11 protein-coding genes and 1 tRNA gene are annotated in these 16,946 nt (G+C 74.2%); 7 read left to right on the top strand and 5 right to left on the bottom strand.

Features of this window, described 5'->3' with window-relative positions; translation table 11 throughout:
* Positions 1–124: 124 nt before the first annotated feature.
* Together ACTFAP_RS09740 and ACTFAP_RS09735 are read right to left on the bottom strand one after the other, a co-directional pair.
* Positions 125–1,450: a DUF6716 putative glycosyltransferase gene (locus tag ACTFAP_RS09740; RefSeq protein WP_500468819.1), complete on the bottom strand. Its 1,326-nt coding sequence runs from the start codon at positions 1,448–1,450 to the stop codon at positions 125–127.
* A 64-nt stretch (positions 1,451–1,514) separates the two neighbouring features.
* A complete protein-coding gene (locus ACTFAP_RS09735; protein WP_500468818.1) occupies positions 1,515–2,642 on the bottom strand; it encodes an acyltransferase family protein in 1,128 nt (375 codons plus the stop codon).
* A 234-nt stretch (positions 2,643–2,876) separates the two neighbouring features.
* On the opposite strand from ACTFAP_RS09735, the gene ACTFAP_RS09730 reads away from it, so the two are divergent.
* Positions 2,877–5,474 (top strand): ABC transporter permease, encoded by a 2,598-nt coding sequence (locus ACTFAP_RS09730; RefSeq protein WP_500468817.1) that lies wholly within the window; start codon positions 2,877–2,879, stop codon positions 5,472–5,474.
* Between the two features lie 67 nt (positions 5,475–5,541).
* Positions 5,542–6,162 carry a TetR/AcrR family transcriptional regulator C-terminal domain-containing protein gene (locus ACTFAP_RS09725; RefSeq protein ID WP_495684258.1) on the top strand — a complete coding sequence of 207 codons (621 nt, stop codon included), beginning with the start codon at positions 5,542–5,544 and terminating at the stop codon, positions 6,160–6,162.
* A 27-nt stretch (positions 6,163–6,189) separates the two neighbouring features.
* On the opposite strand, the gene ACTFAP_RS09720 is transcribed toward ACTFAP_RS09725, so the two are convergent.
* Positions 6,190–6,687, bottom strand: a complete 498-nt coding sequence (locus ACTFAP_RS09720) for a hypothetical protein (protein WP_390121952.1) — start codon at positions 6,685–6,687, stop codon at positions 6,190–6,192.
* Positions 6,688–6,904: 217 nt separating this feature from the next.
* On the opposite strand from ACTFAP_RS09720, the gene mfd reads away from it, so the two are divergent.
* A complete protein-coding gene (gene mfd, locus ACTFAP_RS09715) occupies positions 6,905–10,447 on the top strand; it encodes a transcription-repair coupling factor (RefSeq protein ID WP_500468816.1) in 3,543 nt (1,180 codons plus the stop codon).
* A gap of 128 nt (positions 10,448–10,575) precedes the next feature.
* Here mfd and ACTFAP_RS09710 read toward each other — a convergent pair whose 3' ends face one another.
* Positions 10,576–11,196, bottom strand: coding sequence for a DUF4352 domain-containing protein (locus tag ACTFAP_RS09710; RefSeq protein ID WP_500468815.1), 621 nt, complete (start codon positions 11,194–11,196; stop codon positions 10,576–10,578).
* Positions 11,197–11,389: 193 nt separating this feature from the next.
* Here ACTFAP_RS09710 and ACTFAP_RS09705 point away from each other — a divergent pair, with 193 nt between their 5' ends.
* The 3 genes from ACTFAP_RS09705 to ACTFAP_RS09695 all read left to right on the top strand — a co-directional run bounded on the left by ACTFAP_RS09705 (position 11,390) and on the right by ACTFAP_RS09695 (position 15,206).
* The gene (locus ACTFAP_RS09705) at positions 11,390–13,258 is read left to right on the top strand and encodes an N-6 DNA methylase (RefSeq protein WP_500469443.1); all 1,869 of its coding nucleotides are present in this window, start codon (positions 11,390–11,392) and stop codon (positions 13,256–13,258) included.
* Positions 13,259–13,431: 173 nt separating this feature from the next.
* Positions 13,432–13,944: a hypothetical protein gene (locus ACTFAP_RS09700; RefSeq protein ID WP_495684254.1), complete on the top strand. Its 513-nt coding sequence runs from the start codon at positions 13,432–13,434 to the stop codon at positions 13,942–13,944.
* On the top strand, positions 13,941–15,206 hold the full coding sequence (locus tag ACTFAP_RS09695) for a serine/threonine-protein kinase (RefSeq protein WP_500468814.1): 1,266 nt from the start codon (positions 13,941–13,943) through the stop codon (positions 15,204–15,206). The genes ACTFAP_RS09700 and ACTFAP_RS09695 overlap by 4 nt, the downstream gene beginning before the upstream one ends.
* A 93-nt stretch (positions 15,207–15,299) precedes the next feature.
* Here ACTFAP_RS09695 and ACTFAP_RS09690 read toward each other — a convergent pair.
* A tRNA-Gln gene (locus ACTFAP_RS09690) sits at positions 15,300–15,372 on the bottom strand.
* 191 nt (positions 15,373–15,563) lie between these two features.
* On the opposite strand from ACTFAP_RS09690, the gene ACTFAP_RS09685 reads away from it, so the two are divergent.
* Entirely contained in the window at positions 15,564–16,946 is a 1,383-nt protein-coding gene (locus ACTFAP_RS09685; RefSeq protein ID WP_495684252.1) for a histidine kinase, read from the top strand.

The raw sequence follows: 16,946 nt of genomic DNA, 5'->3' as shown, positions 1-16,946 counted from the left end.
TGCTGCTCCCCGCGGGGTGGCGTGGTGTCCGGTTCGGGTCGGATCGATCTTAAGCAGGCTGCACGGTGGTGACTACCCTGCGCAGCGCGGCTTTCCACCCGGCCCCGGGCCGGCCGTGGGCGGTTCAGCCCTTGGCGAGCCGCCGGATCACCGGGGCGACGCGCTTGCGGCCGACCTGGTAGAGGCCGCCGGCGCCGCGCCGGATGAGGCGGCGCACGGCGGTGGGGGCGCGGTCGTGGCTGGGCGGCAGTGCCTTGCCGTCCAGGCCGAGTCCGCGCCGGGACAGCAGCGTCTCCAGGTAGTCGGCCGCGCTGCGCGGCGTGTAGTAGGGGTGGGTGGGCACCCGGGTGCCCGGGGCGGCGGCGCGCAGTTCGGCGATGCGGGCGCGGGCGGCGGCGTACGGGTCCTGGTGGCCGACGCCGCGGCTGGCGGCCCACCCGGGGTCGACGGCGGGGATGAGTCCCTTGTCGAGTTCGGCCCAGGAGGCGAGCAGTCCGGAGTGGATGAAGTAGTGGTTGCCGTGGGCCTCGCGCACCCCGTAGTCGGTGAGGATGGCGGTGGGGATGCCGCGGTGGATCGACTCCATGGCGGCGGTGGAGGAGACCGTGACCAGCAAATCCGTGCGATCCAGGACCTCTCCCATGTCGCCGTAGACGAGGGTGAGGTTGGCCGGCGGGTTCGGCAGTTCCTCGTACAGCGACTGGTACGAGTGGCGTTCGGTGTGGGTGACGGCCTCGCCGGGGCGGTTGCGCAGCTTGATGAGGACCTCGCGGTCCGGGTGCAGGCGCGCGTGCCGGGCCAGCTTCTCCAGCATCCCGAACCGCGCGGCGCGGGTGCCGGGTACGGAGGGCTGGACGGCGAAGGTGACGGTGAACGGCCGGGCGCCCGCGGGCTGCCGGTCGCGCCCGTGGGCGCCGAAGACGGCGGGCGGGTCGTACGGGTCGCCGCCCAGGAAGGGCAGGCCCGCCTCCACGATGTCCTCGGGGTCGGCGCCGATGCTGCGGTAGACGGAGCGGAAGCGTTCCGCGTCGTGGGCGCAGTTGGCGAGTATCAGGTCGGAGCCGACCCGCAGCAGCAGCCCGTCGACGAGGTTCTCGTAGACGACGCCCACATAGCCGGTGACGAGCAGCGGCCGGTGCGGGCTGCCCTCCCAGGCCATACCGAGGGAGTGGATGAGGGAGAGCACCGTGCCGCCGGTGGTGCCCAGCACCACCAGGTCGGCGGTGTGCACGGCCGGGTCATCCAGCAGTTCGACGCAGCTGACGACGGCGGTGGTGTCGGGCACGATGCCCACCTCGGCGATCTGCCGTTCGGTGGGGGTGGTGGCGACGGCCAGGAAACGGGCGTCGATCGCGTGCTCGGGGGCGATCCGCCGGGCGACCGAGGCCGCCCATTTCCAGCGGCTGTCGGAGTCGGCGAGGACGACGACGCGTGGGGTTCCGCTTCCCATCTCTTTTTTACGTTTCCCTTCGATGGGACGCGAGGTCCTCGGTCGTGCTGGGCGCCGTTCCTGTCTACACCGGCCGCGCGACGTCGAGTTGGCGTTCAGGTGAACCGGAGGTGGCGTCCTTGTCGGCGCCGGGCCTGCGACCGCGCGGCGCGGGGGCCGTCTCGGGCCTGAACAGCCATCCGATCCGGGGCTGCACGAGGGGCCTCAGCAGCCACCGTACCGGCGGGGTGGCCAGCGCGGTCGCCAGCGCGACGGCGAACAGCAGCAGCGCGGCCTGCTCGGGCCAGGGGCCGACCCAGTCGACGCCGTAGCGCTCCAGCAGCGGGCGCAGCAGCAGGGGGTGCAGCAGGTACATGTACAGGCCGCCGGCGCCGAGGTAGCTGATGACGGGGAGGTGGCGGCGCGGGACGAGCCGGATGAAGGCGAGCGCGACGACGAAGCCGACGGCGAGGGCGCCGGCCCGGGTGATCCAGGCGAAGGGGGCGTCCAGCAGGTGGCCCTGGCCGTACGGGCCCTTCATGGACAGCCAGCCGAGTTTCACCTCGTGCCGCACCACCCAGGCGATGACGAGGGTGGCGGCGATGACGCCGAGCGCCGCGTACCGGCTCCAGAGGGCCACCATGGCGTCGCGGAACCAGCCCTGCCGCAGCCGCCAGCCGAGGAGGAAGAACGGCAGGAAGGTGAAGGTGCGGGAGAGCGAGAGGTAGGCGCCGATGTCGGCGATGTAGCCCACCAGCAGCGCCACGCACACGGAGGTGGCGAGCGGGTACCGCAGCTGGGCGAGGTAGGGCAGGGCGGCGCGCCAGCACAGCAGGGAGAGCAGGAACCACAGTCCCCAGCCGGGTTCGGCCGTGTAGAAGGTCCACTCGCCGCCGTCGTAGTGGTGGCGCTGGAGACTGTGCAGCAGACCGATGGCCAGGTAGGGCACGAGGACGGACTCGATGAGGCGGCGGGCCTCGCGCGGGGTGAGCGTGTCGGCGCGCGAGAAGTAGCCGGCGACCATGACGAACACGGGCACCCGCATCGCCCAGGAGGCGATGTACAGCCAGCGCAGTCCGTCGCGGTCCGCGACGGAGTCCATCACATGCCCGAAGACCACGAGGACGCCCGAGAAGTACCGGATGTTGTCCCAGTGCGGGTCACGGCTGGCTCGGTGGGCGCGGGGCCGCCGTCGGGGGATGGGCAGGCGCATGGGGTGACCTCGGATGACGGGACGACGGGAGGGGGCCGGGGGAGGCTAGCGGGGCGGGGGCGTCGTTGGATGCACGGCGGGGAACGGGGGGGTGAACGGGACGCGCCGGTCGGGGGAAGCCCCTAAGGGCGGCCGGGCGACGGTCGTTCCGCAGGGCGATGACGCGGGCGGCGGCCGTCCTTAGCCTGAGTGCGCGGCAGGGGACAACGGGTGAGGACGGGGGAGGGCGGCGACATGACGGTGGTCAGGACATCGGTGCGCAACTTCATGGCCCACAAGGGCCGGATGGTGCTGTCGGGGATGGCGGTGCTGCTGTCGGTGGCGTTCGTGTGCGGGACGCTGGTGTTCACGGGGACCATGACGACCACCTTCGACAAGCTGTTCGCCCGCACCGCCTCCGATGTGATGGTCGGTCCGGTGGAGCGGCCGGGCGGTGGGGGCTTCGACGTGCCCTCGGCGGTCGGCAAGCCGGACACCGTGCCCGCCGCGCTGGCCGGGGAGGTGGCGGCCGTGCCGGGGGTGGAGCGGGTCACCGGCATGGTCTCCTCGCAGCTGGTGGTCGTCGTGGACGCGGCGAACGAGAACATCGGGCCGACGACGGGCGCGCCGACCATCGCGAGCGGCTGGTCCGAGGTGGAACTGCGCTCGATGGAGGTGCGGGAGGGGGCGCCGCCGCGCGGGCCGGACGAGATCATGGTGGACGCCGACACGGCGGGCAAGAAGGGCCTGGCGGTGGGCGATCCGCTGCGGGTGCTGACCGCCTTCGGCGACTTCCCGGTGCGGATCAGCGGCATCGCGGCGTTCACGGTCACCAACCCGGGCGCGACGGTCCTGTACTTCGAGGGGCCGGTGGCGCAGCAGGTGCTGCTGGGCGGCGAGGACGCGTACACCGAGCTGTACGTCGACGGGGACGGGTCCCGTACGGACGAGGAGCTGCGGGACGCGGTCGCGGCGGCGGTCGGCGCGGAGGACTACCGGCTGCGCACGGCACAGGAGTACGCGGACGACAGCAAGGACGCCATCGGCGAGGTGATGTCGGTGCTCCAGTACGTGCTGCTGGGCTTCGCCGGGATCGCGCTGCTGGTCGGGGTGTTCCTCATCGTCAACACGTTCTCGATGCTGGTGGCGCAGCGCACCCGGGAGATCGGGCTGCTGCGGGCGATCGGCTCGGGGCGGGGACAGGTCAACCGCTCGGTGCTGATCGAGGCGCTGCTGCTGGGGCTGATCGGTTCGGTGCTGGGGTTCGGGGCGGGGATCGGCCTGGCGGTGGGGCTGATGGTGGTGCTGCGGGAGTTCGGCATGAACCTCAGCACCGACGATCTGACCATCGGATGGTCGGTGCCGGTGATCGGGGTGGTGCTGGGCACGGTGGTGACGCTGCTGGCCGCGTACATCCCCGCCCGCCGGGCCGGGAAGATCACGCCGATGGCGGCCCTGCGGGAGGCCGGCACCCCGGGGGACGTCCGGGCCGGCCGGGTGCGGGCCGCGGTGGGCGGCGTGCTGGCGGTGGCCGGGCTCGGGCTGCTGGCCGCCACCGCCACGGTGGACGCCGCGTCGCAGGGCTGGGGGTACCTGGCGCTGGGCATCGTGCTGAGCCTGCTGGGCCTGATCCTGGTGGCCCCGGCGCTGGTGGGCGTGGTGGTACGGGTGCTGGGCGTCCTGCTGCTGCGGGCCTTCGGCCCGGTGGGACGGCTGGCGGAGCGGAACGCGCTGCGCAACCCCCGGCGTACCGGGGCCACCGCCTCCGCGCTGATGATCGGATTGGCGCTGGTGTCGGCGCTGTCGGTGGTGGGCGCCTCGATGGTCTCCTCGGCGACGGACGAGATCGACCGCTCGGTGGGCGCCGACTTCATGGTCAGCCCGGTCGACTTCGGCCCGGTGCTGCCGGACGTGGGCGCCGCGGTGGCGGGCGTGCGCGAGAGCGACGGCGGCCCGCTCGCCTCCGTCACCGAGTACCGGATGCTCTCCGCCGAGATCACCACGGCCGACGGGCGGGTGACGGAGCGGCAGCTGTCCTCCGCGCAGCCCAGCATGCTGACGGACCTGACGGTGGGCACGGTCGCCGGCGACCTGGAGCGGGCGTACGAGCGCGACGGCATCGCCGTCGACGCGGACGCGGCGGCCGACCTCGGGATCGGCGTCGGCGACGAACTGACGGTGGCCTTCGAGCGGGGCGCGAGCGCCGTGCTCACCGTGCGCGCGATCACCGAGAAGTCCACCCTGGAGGGCGGCACCTGGGCCCTCTCGCTGGAGACCGCGCGGGCCCATGTGCCGGACGAGGCGCTGCCGCTGCCCCTCATGCTGTTCGTCACGGCGCAGGACGGGCGGGCGGACGAGGCCCGCACGGCGCTGGAGACGGCGCTGGAGCCGTACCCGCAGATGGAACTGCTCGACCAGTACGAGCTGAAGGAGCAGATCCGCGCGCAGATCGGGCAGTTGCTGAACATGGTGTACGGGCTGCTGGCGCTCGCCGTCATCGTGGCGGTGCTGGGCGTGGTGAACACCCTGGCGCTCGCGGTGGTGGAGCGCACCCGGGAGATCGGGCTCATGCGGGCGATCGGGCTCTCCCGGCGGCAGCTGCGGCGGATGATCCGGCTGGAGTCGGTGGTGATCGCGCTGTTCGGCGCGCTGCTGGGGACCGGGCTCGGGCTGGCGTGGGGCGCCGCGGCACAGCGGCTGATGGCGCTGGAGGGCATGCCGGTGCTGGAGATCCCGTGGCCGGTGATCACGGCGGTGTTCGCGGGCGCGGCGCTGGTCGGCCTGGTGGCGGCGCTGGCCCCGGCGTACCGGGCCGGGCGGATGAACATCCTGACGGCCATCGCCACCGAGTAGCCGGCCGGGAATCGGGGGCGGGGCGCGCCGGGACCGGTCGTGAGCGTATGGTGTACGCTTTTCGGCCGTGCCCCGTCCCCGCTCCCTGACCCCGCAGCAACTCGCCACCGCGGCCCTCACCGTCATCGACCGCGACGGCCTCCCCGCCCTGTCCATGCGCGCGGTGGCCACCGAACTGGGCATCGCCACCATGTCCCTGTACCGCTACGTCCCGGACCGCCAGGCTCTGGAACGGCAGGTGGTGGACCTGGTGCTCGGCACCGTCCACACCGCGCCCCCGCCCGGCGAACCCTGGCAGCGGCAGCTCGCCGAACTCCTGGACCGGGTCCGCGCGGCGGTCGCCGCACACCCCGGCGTGGTCCCGCTGACGGTCAGCCACCGGCACACCTCGGCCGCCGTCCAGCTGTGGTCGGAGGCGGTCCTGCGCGTCCTCACCACCGCCGGTTTCACCCCGCGCCGCCGCGCCCTGGTCCTGCGCGCCCTGCTCGCCTACCTCACCGGCGCCCTGCAGAACGAACACCTGGCCCCGCTGTCCGGCGAAGCCACCACCGCCCTGGCCGGCCTGCCGCCCGAGGCGTACCCCCTGCTGTCCCGCACCGCGACCGAGGCGGCCCGGATCCCCCCGGCGGAGGAATTCCACGCCGGCCTGGACCTCCTCCTGACGGGCCTGAGCGCCGCGCCGCGCTGAGCGGGGGCCGCCCCCGGCCAGGACGGGTCACGCGCTGAACAGCCAGCGCACCCGCGTGTCGCCCTCCGGGGTGTCGTAGGCCGTCACGCTCAGGCCCGACTGTGAGCGGGTCAGCGCCGGGGCGTGGTCGGGCGGGGACCACTGAAGGGTCTGATCCGCCGAACTGTCCGGCGCGGTCGGCGGGTGGTGCAGGGCCGCCGTGTCCAGGCCGTGCTGCTCGGTCAGCCAGTCCTCGAAATCCGGGCCCCGCACCGTGAACACCGCCGCGAAGTCCGCAGCCCGGCGCGCGCAGCGGGCGTCCGCGACCTCCTGCGGCGGCTCGAAGCCGGCCGCCGCGTACGCCTCCTCGCAGGAACTCTCCCGCCAGCCGCCCGCCACATGGTTCACCGCGCGGTCCAGGTACCACTGGCCGGCGAACGCGGTCAGCGTGATGCCCAGGGCGATCGCCGCCAGAGTGCCGAAGGCGGGCGGACGCCCCGGTCTGCGGCGGCGCGTGCGCGCATACGTGCCCGGCTGCCTGTACACACGACCACCCCGTAGTTCCGACGTGAAACGACCCACAGGGTTCGTTCCCCGTCCCCGGCGCCCTCTACCGCCGGTCACCACGTGTATCCATCCGCTTGCATGATGCACCCATTTGGGTGGAGGTGTGGAGGCGTAGGCTGGGGGAAACCCGGTCCGCTGCGCGTACCGGGCTGTTGTGCGTGCCTGCCCGCCCCGTGACCGGACCGGATGGACCTCCATGAGCCTGCACGGCCTGCTCGATGCCGTCGTCGAAGACCCCGCCCTCGCCGAGGCGGTCACCGCCGCGCGCGCCGGCACGCGCCGGCAGGTGGATCTCGTCGGGCCACCCGCCGCCCGGGCGCTGTCCGTCGCCGCCCTGGCGCGCGGCGCCGGACGTACCGTGCTGGCCGTCACGGCCACCGGGCGGGAGGCCGAGGACCTGGCCGCCGCGCTGCGCTCGCTGCTGCCTCCGGACGGCGTCGTGGAGTACCCCTCCTGGGAGACGCTGCCGCACGAGCGGCTCTCGCCGCGCGCCGACACCGTCGGCCGCCGGCTCGCCGTCCTGCGGCGCCTGGCCCACCCGAGTGCGGACGACCCGGGCGCCGGCCCCGTCTCCGTCGTGGTCGCGCCGATCCGCTCCGTGCTCCAGCCGCAGGTGGCCGGGCTCGGTGATCTGGAGCCGGTCAGCCTGCGGGGCGGGCAGAGCGTCGAGCTGGAGCGGGTGACCGCCGCGCTCGCCGCCGCCGCGTACCAGCGGGTGGAGCTGGTCGAGAAGCGCGGCGAGTTCGCCGTGCGCGGCGGCATCCTCGACGTCTTCCCGCCCACCGAGGAGCACCCGCTGCGGGTGGAGCTGTGGGGCGACGAGATCGAGGAGATCCGCTACTTCAAGGTCGCCGACCAGCGGTCCCTGGAGATCGCCGAGCACGGCCTGTGGGCGCCGCCGTGCCGTGAGCTGCTGCTGACCGACGCCGTACGGGAGCGGGCCGCCGTGCTCGCCGAGGAGCACCCGGAGCTGGGCGAACTGCTCGGCAAGATCGCCGAGGGCATCGCGGTGGAGGGCATGGAGTCCCTCGCCCCGGTCCTGGTCGACGACATGGAGCTGCTGCTGGACGTCCTGCCCGCCGGGGCGATGGCCGTGGTGTGCGACCCGGAGCGGGTCCGCACCCGGGCGGCCGACCTGGTCGCCACCAGCCAGGAGTTCCTGATGGCCTCCTGGGCGGCGAGCGCCGGCGGCGGGGACGCGCCCATCGATGTCGGCGCCGCCTCGCTGCGCGGCATCGCCGAGGTGCGCGAGCACGCCGCCGAGCTGGGCATGCCGTGGTGGACGGTCAGCCCGTTCAGCGCGGACGCCACCGCCGAGGACGACACCGTCCGGCTGGGGCTGCGGGCCGCCGAGTCCTACCGGGGCGACACCGCGCGGGCGCTCGCCGACACCAAGGGCTGGCTGGCGGACGGCTGGCGCGTCGTCTACCTCACCGAGGGCCAGGGCCCGGCCTCCCGCACCGCCGAGGTGCTGTCGGGCGAGGGCATCGCGGCCCGGCTGGCGGCCAGGGGGCTGCCGGGCGAGATCGCTCCCGCGCTCGTCCACGTCGCCTGCGGTGCGATCGAGCACGGCTTCACCGATCCGGCGCTGCGTCTCGCCGTCCTCACCGAGACCGACCTCACCGGCCAGAAGGCGGCCGGCCGCGACGGCACCCGGATGCCGGCCCGCCGCCGCAAGACGCTGGACCCGCTGACCCTGGAGGCCGGCGACTACATCGTCCACGAGCAGCACGGGGTGGGCCGCTACATCGAGATGGTGCAGCGCACCGTGCAGGGCGCGACCCGCGAGTACCTGCTGGTGGAGTACGCCCCGGCCAAGCGCGGCCAGCCCGGCGACCGGCTGTTCGTCCCCACGGACCAGCTGGAGCAGGTCACCAAGTACGTGGGCGGCGAGGCGCCGACGCTGCACCGGCTGGGCGGCGCGGACTGGACCAAGACCAAGGCGCGGGCGAAGAAGGCGGTCAAGGAGATCGCCGCCGACCTGATCAAGCTGTACTCGGCGCGGATGGCGGCCCCCGGGCACGCCTTCGGCCCGGACACCCCCTGGCAGCGGGAGCTGGAGGACGCCTTCCCGTACGCCGAGACCCCCGATCAGCTCACCACGATCGGGGAGGTCAAGGAGGACATGGAGAAGTCGGTCCCGATGGACCGGCTGATCTGCGGCGACGTCGGGTACGGCAAGACCGAGATCGCGGTGCGCGCCGCGTTCAAGGCGGTGCAGGAGGGCAAGCAGGTGGCGGTGCTGGTGCCCACCACCCTCCTCGTGCAGCAGCACTTCGGCACGTTCTCCGAGCGGTACGCGCAGTTCCCGGTGGCGGTGCGGGCGCTCTCCCGCTTCCAGTCGGAGTCCGATTCCAAGGCGGTGCTCGAAGGGCTGCGCGAGGGGTCTGTGGACGTGGTGATCGGCACCCACCGGCTGTTCTCCTCCGAGGTGAAGTTCAAGGACCTCGGTCTGGTGATCGTGGACGAGGAGCAGCGGTTCGGCGTCGAGCACAAGGAGCAGCTGAAGAAGCTGCGGGCCAACGTGGACGTGCTGACGATGTCGGCGACGCCGATCCCGCGCACCCTGGAGATGGCGGTGACCGGCATCCGGGAGATGTCGACGATCACCACGCCGCCGGAGGAGCGGCACCCGGTGCTGACGTTCGTCGGCCCGTACGAGGAGAAGCAGATCGGGGCGGCGCTGCGGCGTGAGCTGCTGCGCGAGGGCCAGGTCTTCTACATCCACAACCGGGTGGAGTCCATCGACCGGGCGGCGGCGCGGCTGCGCGCGATCGTGCCGGAGGCGCGGATCGCGACGGCGCACGGGCAGATGAGCGAGTCGGCGCTGGAGCAGGTGGTGGTGGACTTCTGGGAGAAGAAGTTCGACGTGCTGGTCTCGACGACGATCGTGGAGTCCGGCATCGACATCTCCAACGCCAACACCCTGATCGTGGAGCGCGGCGACACCTTCGGGCTCTCGCAGCTGCACCAGCTGCGCGGCCGGGTGGGCCGGGGCCGCGAGCGCGGCTACGCGTACTTCCTCTACCCGCCGGAGCGTCCGCTGACGGAGACCGCGCACGAGCGGCTGGCGACCATCGCCCAGCACACCGAGATGGGCGCGGGCATGTACGTGGCGATGAAGGACCTGGAGATCCGGGGCGCGGGCAATCTGCTGGGCGGGGAGCAGTCCGGGCACATCGCCGGGGTCGGCTTCGATCTGTATGTGCGGATGGTCGGCGAGGCGGTGGCGGACTACCGGGCGACGCTGGAGGCCGGTGGCGGCGAGCCGGAGGAGGCGCCGCTGGAGGTGAAGATCGAGCTGCCGGTGGACGCCCATGTGCCGCACGACTACGCGCCGGGTGAGCGGCTGCGCCTCCAGGCGTACCGCTCGATCGCGGCGGCGACGACGGAGGAGGACATCGCGGCGGTGCGCGAGGAGCTGACCGACCGCTACGGTCCGCTGCCCGAGCCGGTGGAGAACCTGCTGCTGGTGGCGGGGCTGCGGATGCTGGCGCGGTCCTGCGGGGTGGGGGACATCACGCTCCAGGGCAACAAGATCCGTTTCTCGCCGGTGGAGCTGCGCGAGTCGCAGGAGCTGCGGCTGACCCGGGTGTACCCGGGGTCCGTGGTGAAGCGGGCGGCGGGGCAGGTGCTGGTGCCGCGCCCCGCGACGGCGAGGGTCGGCGGGAAGCCGCTGACGGGGCGGCAGCTGCTGGCGTGGACGGGCGAGTTCCTGACCACGATTCCGGGGTCCTGACCCCGGGGGCACGCGAGCACGCGGGAGGGGCCCGGGGTACGTACGCGGCGTACGTGCCCCCGGGCCCCTCGGCGTCCGCCCGCCGCTCCCTCCGTTCAGCGGCGGGCGAGGGGGTGCGGGGCGGCGCCTCAGAGCTCGAACTTCCAGACCGCTTCCTCGTCGAGCAGGTCGGAGATCTCGACGGTGAAGGACGTGCTGCCGGGGGGAAGCGCGAAGCCGAACTCGGCGGTGACGGTGACGCCCGGGTCGACCTTGCTCTGGAAGCCCATGCCGATGTCGCCGTCGTAGATGTCCTCGACCTCGATGCCGTTCTCGTCGTAGGCGAACGGCATGATGAAGGCGGTCTCCAGCCGCTCGGTGCCCGTGTTCGTGAGGGTGAACTCGACCGTGTAGGCGTCGTACTCCTCGGCCTCGATGAACGCGTACTCGCCCGGGGTGAAGGCCTCGGGAGCCTCCGCGGTGATCTCGATCCCGCTCTCCTCCCACACCGCCATGTCGTCGACGGTGAAGTAGTCCGAGCCGGACCCGGCCGCCGCGTCGTCCTCCGGGGTCTCCTCGTCCGGGGTCTCCTCCTGCGTCGTGTCGCTGTCCGCCGGGCTCGCCGCGCCCTCGTTCTTCGTCGGCTTGTCCTCGCCGCAGGCGGTCAGGGCGCCCATGGCCAGGGTGACGGCCGCGAGGCCGGCCAGGGCCTGGATCCGCCGGCGGCGGAAGGCGGTACGGGGCTGCTGCGGCGTGGCGGTGGCGGTCATGACGGGTCCCCTCCCAGGGTGCTGTCACGGCTCTCTGTGAACCGATGGCGTAACTACAACACAGCCTGTGAACCGAGTCAACATGGAAAATGGGTTCCCGATATGGACTTCCCGTGTATCGAGCGGGCACTCTGGGGTAGGTAAGGTCCGTTACACACACGGAGCGCAGAGGGCGGGGATGGGAGTGACGCAGGTGCCGGACCACACCACCGAGGTCACCGCGGCCGGGATCGCCCGCCTCGCCGGCGTCGGCCGCGCCGCCGTCAGCAACTGGCGCCGCCGCTACGAGCACTTCCCCCGGCCCGTCGGCGGCACCGAGACCAGCCCCACCTTCTCCCTCGCCGAGATCGAGCGATGGCTGCGCGACCAGGGCAAACTCGCCGAGGTGCCGCCGCGCGAACGGCTGTGGCAGCTGATCGAGTCCGACCCGGCGGGCCAGAGCGCCGCCCTCACCGCGCTCGGCGAGCAGTACCTGGGCCACGGCGCCGGGACCCCGGGAGACGGCGGCCCGCCCGACACCCCCCTCGCCCGCGCCGCCGCCCGCGCCGCCACCGGGAGCGACCCGGCCGAGGTGTACGCGTTCGCGCTCGGCCGCTACACCGACGGCGCCGCCGCCCGCCTCACCCTCACCCCGCCCGAGACCGCCGACCTGATGGCCGCGCTCGCCGGACCGGCCCACTCCGTCCTCGACCCGGCCTGCGGCGCGGGCGGCCTGCTCGCCGCCGCCCGGCGCGGACCCGCCGCGCCGCCCACCGAGCTGTACGGCCAGGACGCGGACCCGGTGCTCGCCCGGCTCGGCGCCCTGCGGCTGGCCCTGCGCGGCTCCGCCACCGTCCAGGTCCGCGACGGCGACACCCTGCTCGCCGACGCCTTCCCGCACCTCACCGTCGACGCCGTGCTGTGCCACCCCCCGTTCAACGAACGCCACTGGGGCCACAGCGAGCTGACCTACGACGCCCGCTGGGAGTACGGCCTGCCCGCCCGCGCCGAATCCGAACTCGCCTGGGTCCAGCACGCCCTGGCCCGGCTGCGCCCCGGCGGCACCGCCGTCCTGCTGATGCCCCCGGCCGCCGCCTCCCGCCGCACCGGACGCCGGGTCCGCGCCGCCCTGCTGCGCCGCGGGGCGCTGCGCGCCGTCATCGCGCTGCCCGCCGGCGCCGCCCCGCCGCACAGCCTCCCGCTCCATCTGTGGGTGCTGCGCAAGCCCGACGGCACCACCGCCCCCGACCCCCGGCTGCTGGTCGTCGACACCGCCACCACGCACCGTCCGGCCGGCGGCGGCCGGGCGGGCCTGGACTGGCCCGGGCTGCGCCGCACGATCCTCGACGCCTGGCAGGAGTTCCGGCGCGCGGGCGACATCGGCCCCGTCCCCGGCATCCGCCGGGCACTGCCGGTCATCGACCTCCTGGACGACGAGGTCGACCTGGCCCCCGCCCGCCACCTCCCGCCGCCCGCCGAGGCCACCGGCACCGCCGCCCTGGCCGCCGTGCAGGAGGAACTGCGCGGCACCCTGCGCCGTACCGCCTCCCTGGCCGCCGCCGTCCACCCGGACGAGGGGAGCGGCACCGCGCCCGGCGCGCACTGGTCCACCGTCACCATCGGCGAACTCATCCGCGCCGGCGCCCTCGAACTGCACACGCACTCCGCCGCCGGAGAGCCGCCGCCCGCCACCCGCGCCGGGGACGTCCTCGTACCGCTGCTGCTGGACGGCTCCGCCACCCATGTCGTCACCGACGCCGGAGCGGGCGAACCGCCGGACCGCCGGCTGTCCCTGCTGCGCCCGGACACCGCGGCCCTGGACCCCTGGTTCCTCGCCGGGTTCCTGCGGGGCACCGCCAACACCCGGCAGGCCAGCAGCTACGCCTCCAGCGCGACGCGGGTGGACGTCCGGCGGCTGAAGGTCCCCCGGCTGCCGCTGGAGACCCAGCGCCGCTACGGGCGCGGCTTCCGTGATCTCGCCGCGTTCGAGGACGCCCTCCAGCACGCGGCCGAGCTCGGCCGGCAACTGGTCCAGGGCACCGTCGACGGGCTCACCGAGGGAACCCTGCCGCCCGGAGACTGAGCGCCCCCGCCCCGGATATCATCCTTCCCCGCGGAAAGCGGGAGCCGAACGGGTGACGGGGAGACCACATGTACGGGTATGGGCCGTCTTCGCCCGCGGGCCCGCCGCCGGTTCCGGGGCCTGCCCCGGCCGTCGCCGCACCGCGCCGCGGCCCCGGCGCGCGGGCGCTCATCATGCGCACGCTGTTCGCCAGCTTTCCCGTGTGGTCACTGGGCCTGCTCTCCTGGGTGCCCATGCTGCGCTTCGCGGTGCAGCGCAGGCGCTCCCTGGACTGGGCGGTGCTGGGCCTGTACGTCCTGCTGACCGTCGGCCTGCTGGTGTGGCTCGATCTCCTGCCCACCACCGAGACCGAGGAGGGCGAGGTCGCCGAGGTGTCCGCGCTGGTCGGCTTCTTCTGGCTCTCGCTCATTGTCGCCGCCACCGTGCACGCGGTCCGCGGTGACCGCTTCGAGCGCCCGGGTCGGGCACCCGCCATGGCGCACACGCCGGTCGCGTACCCCGCTCCGTACTACGCGCCCCCCGCCCCGTACGGTCCGCCCTCCCCCTACGCACCGCCGCCGGCCGCCGCTCCCGGCCCCGCCACCGCGCCGCCCTCGCCCGCCTCGCCCCGGATGCGGCAGGTCGCCGACGAACTCGACGAGCTGGGCGCCTACCTCAGGAAAGAGGAAGAGGGCGGGAACCGGTGACCCCCCGCGTGCTGGCCGGCCGCTACCGGCTGACCGAGCCGCTGGGCAAGGGCGGCATGGGAGAGGTCTGGGCGGCCCAGGACTCCGCGCTCGGTGGGCGGCGGGTCGCCGTCAAACTGCTGCACGCCAACCAGTTGTCCTCCCTGTCCGGCACCACCGACCCCGAGGAACTGCGCCGCCGCTTCCTGCGCGAGGCCCGCGCCACCGCCCGCATCGACCACCCGGGCCTGGTGGCGGTGCACGACGCCGGCAGCGAGGGCGATGAGCTGTACCTCGTCATGCAGCTCATCGACGGCAGCGACCTCTCCGACCACCTGGCCGAGCACGACCCGTACCCCTGGACCTGGGCGGTCGCCGCCCTCGCCCAGCTGTGTTCGGCGCTCGCCGCCGTGCACGCCGTGGAGATCGTGCACCGCGACCTCAAGCCCGGCAATGTGATGATCCGGATGGACGGTCGGGTCACCATCCTCGACCTGGGCATCGCCGCCGTCCGCGGCGAGCACGAGGAGACCCGGCTCACCCGCACCGGCGCCCTGCTCGGCACCCCCGTCTACATGGCCCCCGAACAGGCCGTCGGCGGCCCGCCGGTCGGCCCGGCCGCCGACCTGTACGCGCTTGGCGCCATCGGGTACGAACTCCTGACCGGGCAGGCACCCTTCCGCGCCCCGAACGCGGCCGGTCTGCTCTACAAGAAGCTGCACGAGGACCCGCTGCCGCTCCAGCAGCTGCGCCCCGACATCCCGCCCGGGCTCGCCGTGCTCGTCCACCGGCTGCTGGCCAAGGACCCCTCCGGCCGCCCCGCCGACGCGCACGAGGTGTTCGCCGCGCTCACCCCGCTGCTGCCCGCCCCGGGCGCCTCCGGCGCGCCGCCCGCCGTCCCCATGGACCCCACCCGCCCCTTCTGGCACCCGATGGCCCCCTGGCCCGCCACCCGGCCGCGCGCCCGCGAACAGGACCTGTCGGCCGTGGTGGAGGAGGTACGGCGGCTGCTGGACCGGCACCAGTACGCGCAGGCGGCCGAGCTGCTCAGCCACACCGTGCCCCGGGCCGCCGCCCGCTACGGCCAGCACTCCCCGGTGGTGCGCACGCTGCGCAAGCAGTACGCCGCCACCTTGATGGCCACCGCCCAGTACGGCCGCGCGCTGCCGGAGATCCAGCGGCTGCTCCAGGACTTCACCGCCGAGCGGGGCCCGTACGACCGGACGGTGATCCAGCTGCGTTCCGACGAGGCGGAGTGCCTGTCCCGGCTGGGGCACCGCTAGAGAGTGTCCGGACCGGTCGACAGCGCGGGCCGAAGGGGGAGGGGCGGTGGGGCGAAGGGCCCGGCCGCCTGCCGGACCCCCGCCTCCGATGGGCTCCGCCGGCTGGACTCGAACCAGCACTACAAGGATTCAAAGTCCTGCGGGCTACCGATTACCCCACGGCGGATCGCCGGGACAGACCCTACCCGAGCCGACCCCGCCGACCGGAATCCGAGGCCGTGAACGGCACTTCGGCCTCCGCCGCACGCGCCCTCCCGGAGCGGGACGCCCGCGATCCGCGCCGGCCGCCCTCCCCGCCCGGCACCGATCCCTCCCGGCGTCGGAAAAGGTGTGGACCGCGCCCTTAGGGTGGGTGGTATGAGCGAGTCGGGGGCGGAGAAAACCGGGGAGGCGGGGCCGGGGGGCGCCGCGTTGTGGTGGTGGGAGCGGCGGCGCAGCGTCCTGCTGGACGGGGCGCTGGCCCTGGCCTCGGCGATCGAGTGCGTCGTCCAGAGCGTCGTCTTCGCCGGCCGTACGGGGTTGCCGGTGGTGCCCACCGCGCTGTTCGGGGGGCTGGCCGGGTCCGTGCTGCTGGTCAGGCGGCGCTGGCCGCTGGCGGTGATCCTGGTGTCCATCGCGGTGCTGCCCGCCCAGATGGGCATGGGCATGGCGGCGGTGGGCCTGTACACGCTGGCCACCACCGAGGTGCCGCGCCGGATCATCGGGGTCATGGCGTCCATGGTGTGCGTGGGCACCGCCCTGGTGACGTTCCTGCTCATCGAACAGGACGCCGGGCTGCGCGAGCAGCCGATACCGATGTGGTTCAAGCCGTTCGTGGCGGCGCTCTTCGCGGTGGCCACCACGCTGCCGCCGGTGCTGCTGGGGATGTACGTCCGCGCCAGGCGCCGGCTGGTGGAGTCGCTGCGCGACCGCGCGGACGGTCTGGAGCGGGAACTGGGGCTGCTCGCCGAGCGCGCCGAGGAACGCGCCGAGTGGGCGCGCGGCGAGGAGCGGCGCCGGATCGCCCGCGAGATGCACGACGTGGTGGCGCACCGGGTGTCCCTCATGGTGGTGCACGCGGCGGCGCTGCAGGCGGTGGCGCCCAAGGATCCGGACAAGGCGGCGAAGAACGCGGGCCTGGTCGCGGACATGGGGCGGCAGGCGCTGACCGAGCTGCGGACGATGCTGGGTGTGCTGCGGGCCGAGGAGAAGCCGCGCGAGGCGGCGGGTGCTGCGGGCGCGGCGGGCGGCGAGCCGGAGAGCGCGGCCGACGCGGCGGCCCGGCTCGCGGAGATCGCGGCGGCCGGGCGGCGCGGCGCGCGGGGCCCGCGGCTGAGCGAGGTGGCCTCGCTGGTCGACCAGTCCCGGGCGGCCGGGATGGCCGTGGAGCTGTCGGTGGAGGGGGAGCCGCGCGGTTACGCGGCGCAGGTGGAGTCGACCGCGTACCGGGTGGTGCAGGAGGCGCTGACCAATGTGCACAAGCACGCGGCCGGCGCCGCCGCGCGGGTGCGGCTGGCGCACCGCGACGGCGAGGTGGCGGTGCAGGTGCTGAACGAGGCCCCGCTGGGCGGCGGCCCGCACGGCGCGCCGGCGGCGCTGCCCTCCGGCGGCAACGGGCTGCTGGGCATGCGGGAGCGGGTCACCGCGCTGGGCGGCGGGTTCGTGTCGGGGCCGCTGGACGGGGGCGGTTTCCGGGTCTCGGCGGTCATTCCGGACCGGGACAGGTCCCCGGCCGCACCCGGTGTCGGACTCGCGTCGTAG

It is taken from the genome of Streptomyces sp. PH9007 (genome assembly GCF_059813725.1).
Note: the sequence above shows the minus strand (reverse complement) of the source record. Positions and strands in the feature narration are given on the sequence as shown.

Bases quoted from the DNA above. Each gene is read 5' to 3' on its own strand.
- ACTFAP_RS09735 (WP_500468818.1), bottom strand. From the start codon at position 2,642: ATGCGCCTGCCCATCCCCCGACGGCGGCCCCGCGCCCACCGAGCCAGC.
- ACTFAP_RS09710 (WP_500468815.1), bottom strand. From the start codon at position 11,196: ATGACCGCCACCGCCACGCCGCAGCAGCCCCGTACCGCCTTCCGCCGC.
- ACTFAP_RS09740 (WP_500468819.1), bottom strand. From the start codon at position 1,450: ATGGGAAGCGGAACCCCACGCGTCGTCGTCCTCGCCGACTCCGACAGC.
- ACTFAP_RS09700 (WP_495684254.1), top strand. From the start codon at position 13,432: ATGCGCACGCTGTTCGCCAGCTTTCCCGTGTGGTCACTGGGCCTGCTC.
- ACTFAP_RS09685 (WP_495684252.1), top strand. From the start codon at position 15,564: ATGAGCGAGTCGGGGGCGGAGAAAACCGGGGAGGCGGGGCCGGGGGGC.
- ACTFAP_RS09730 (WP_500468817.1), top strand. From the start codon at position 2,877: ATGACGGTGGTCAGGACATCGGTGCGCAACTTCATGGCCCACAAGGGC.
- mfd (WP_500468816.1), top strand. From the start codon at position 6,905: ATGAGCCTGCACGGCCTGCTCGATGCCGTCGTCGAAGACCCCGCCCTC.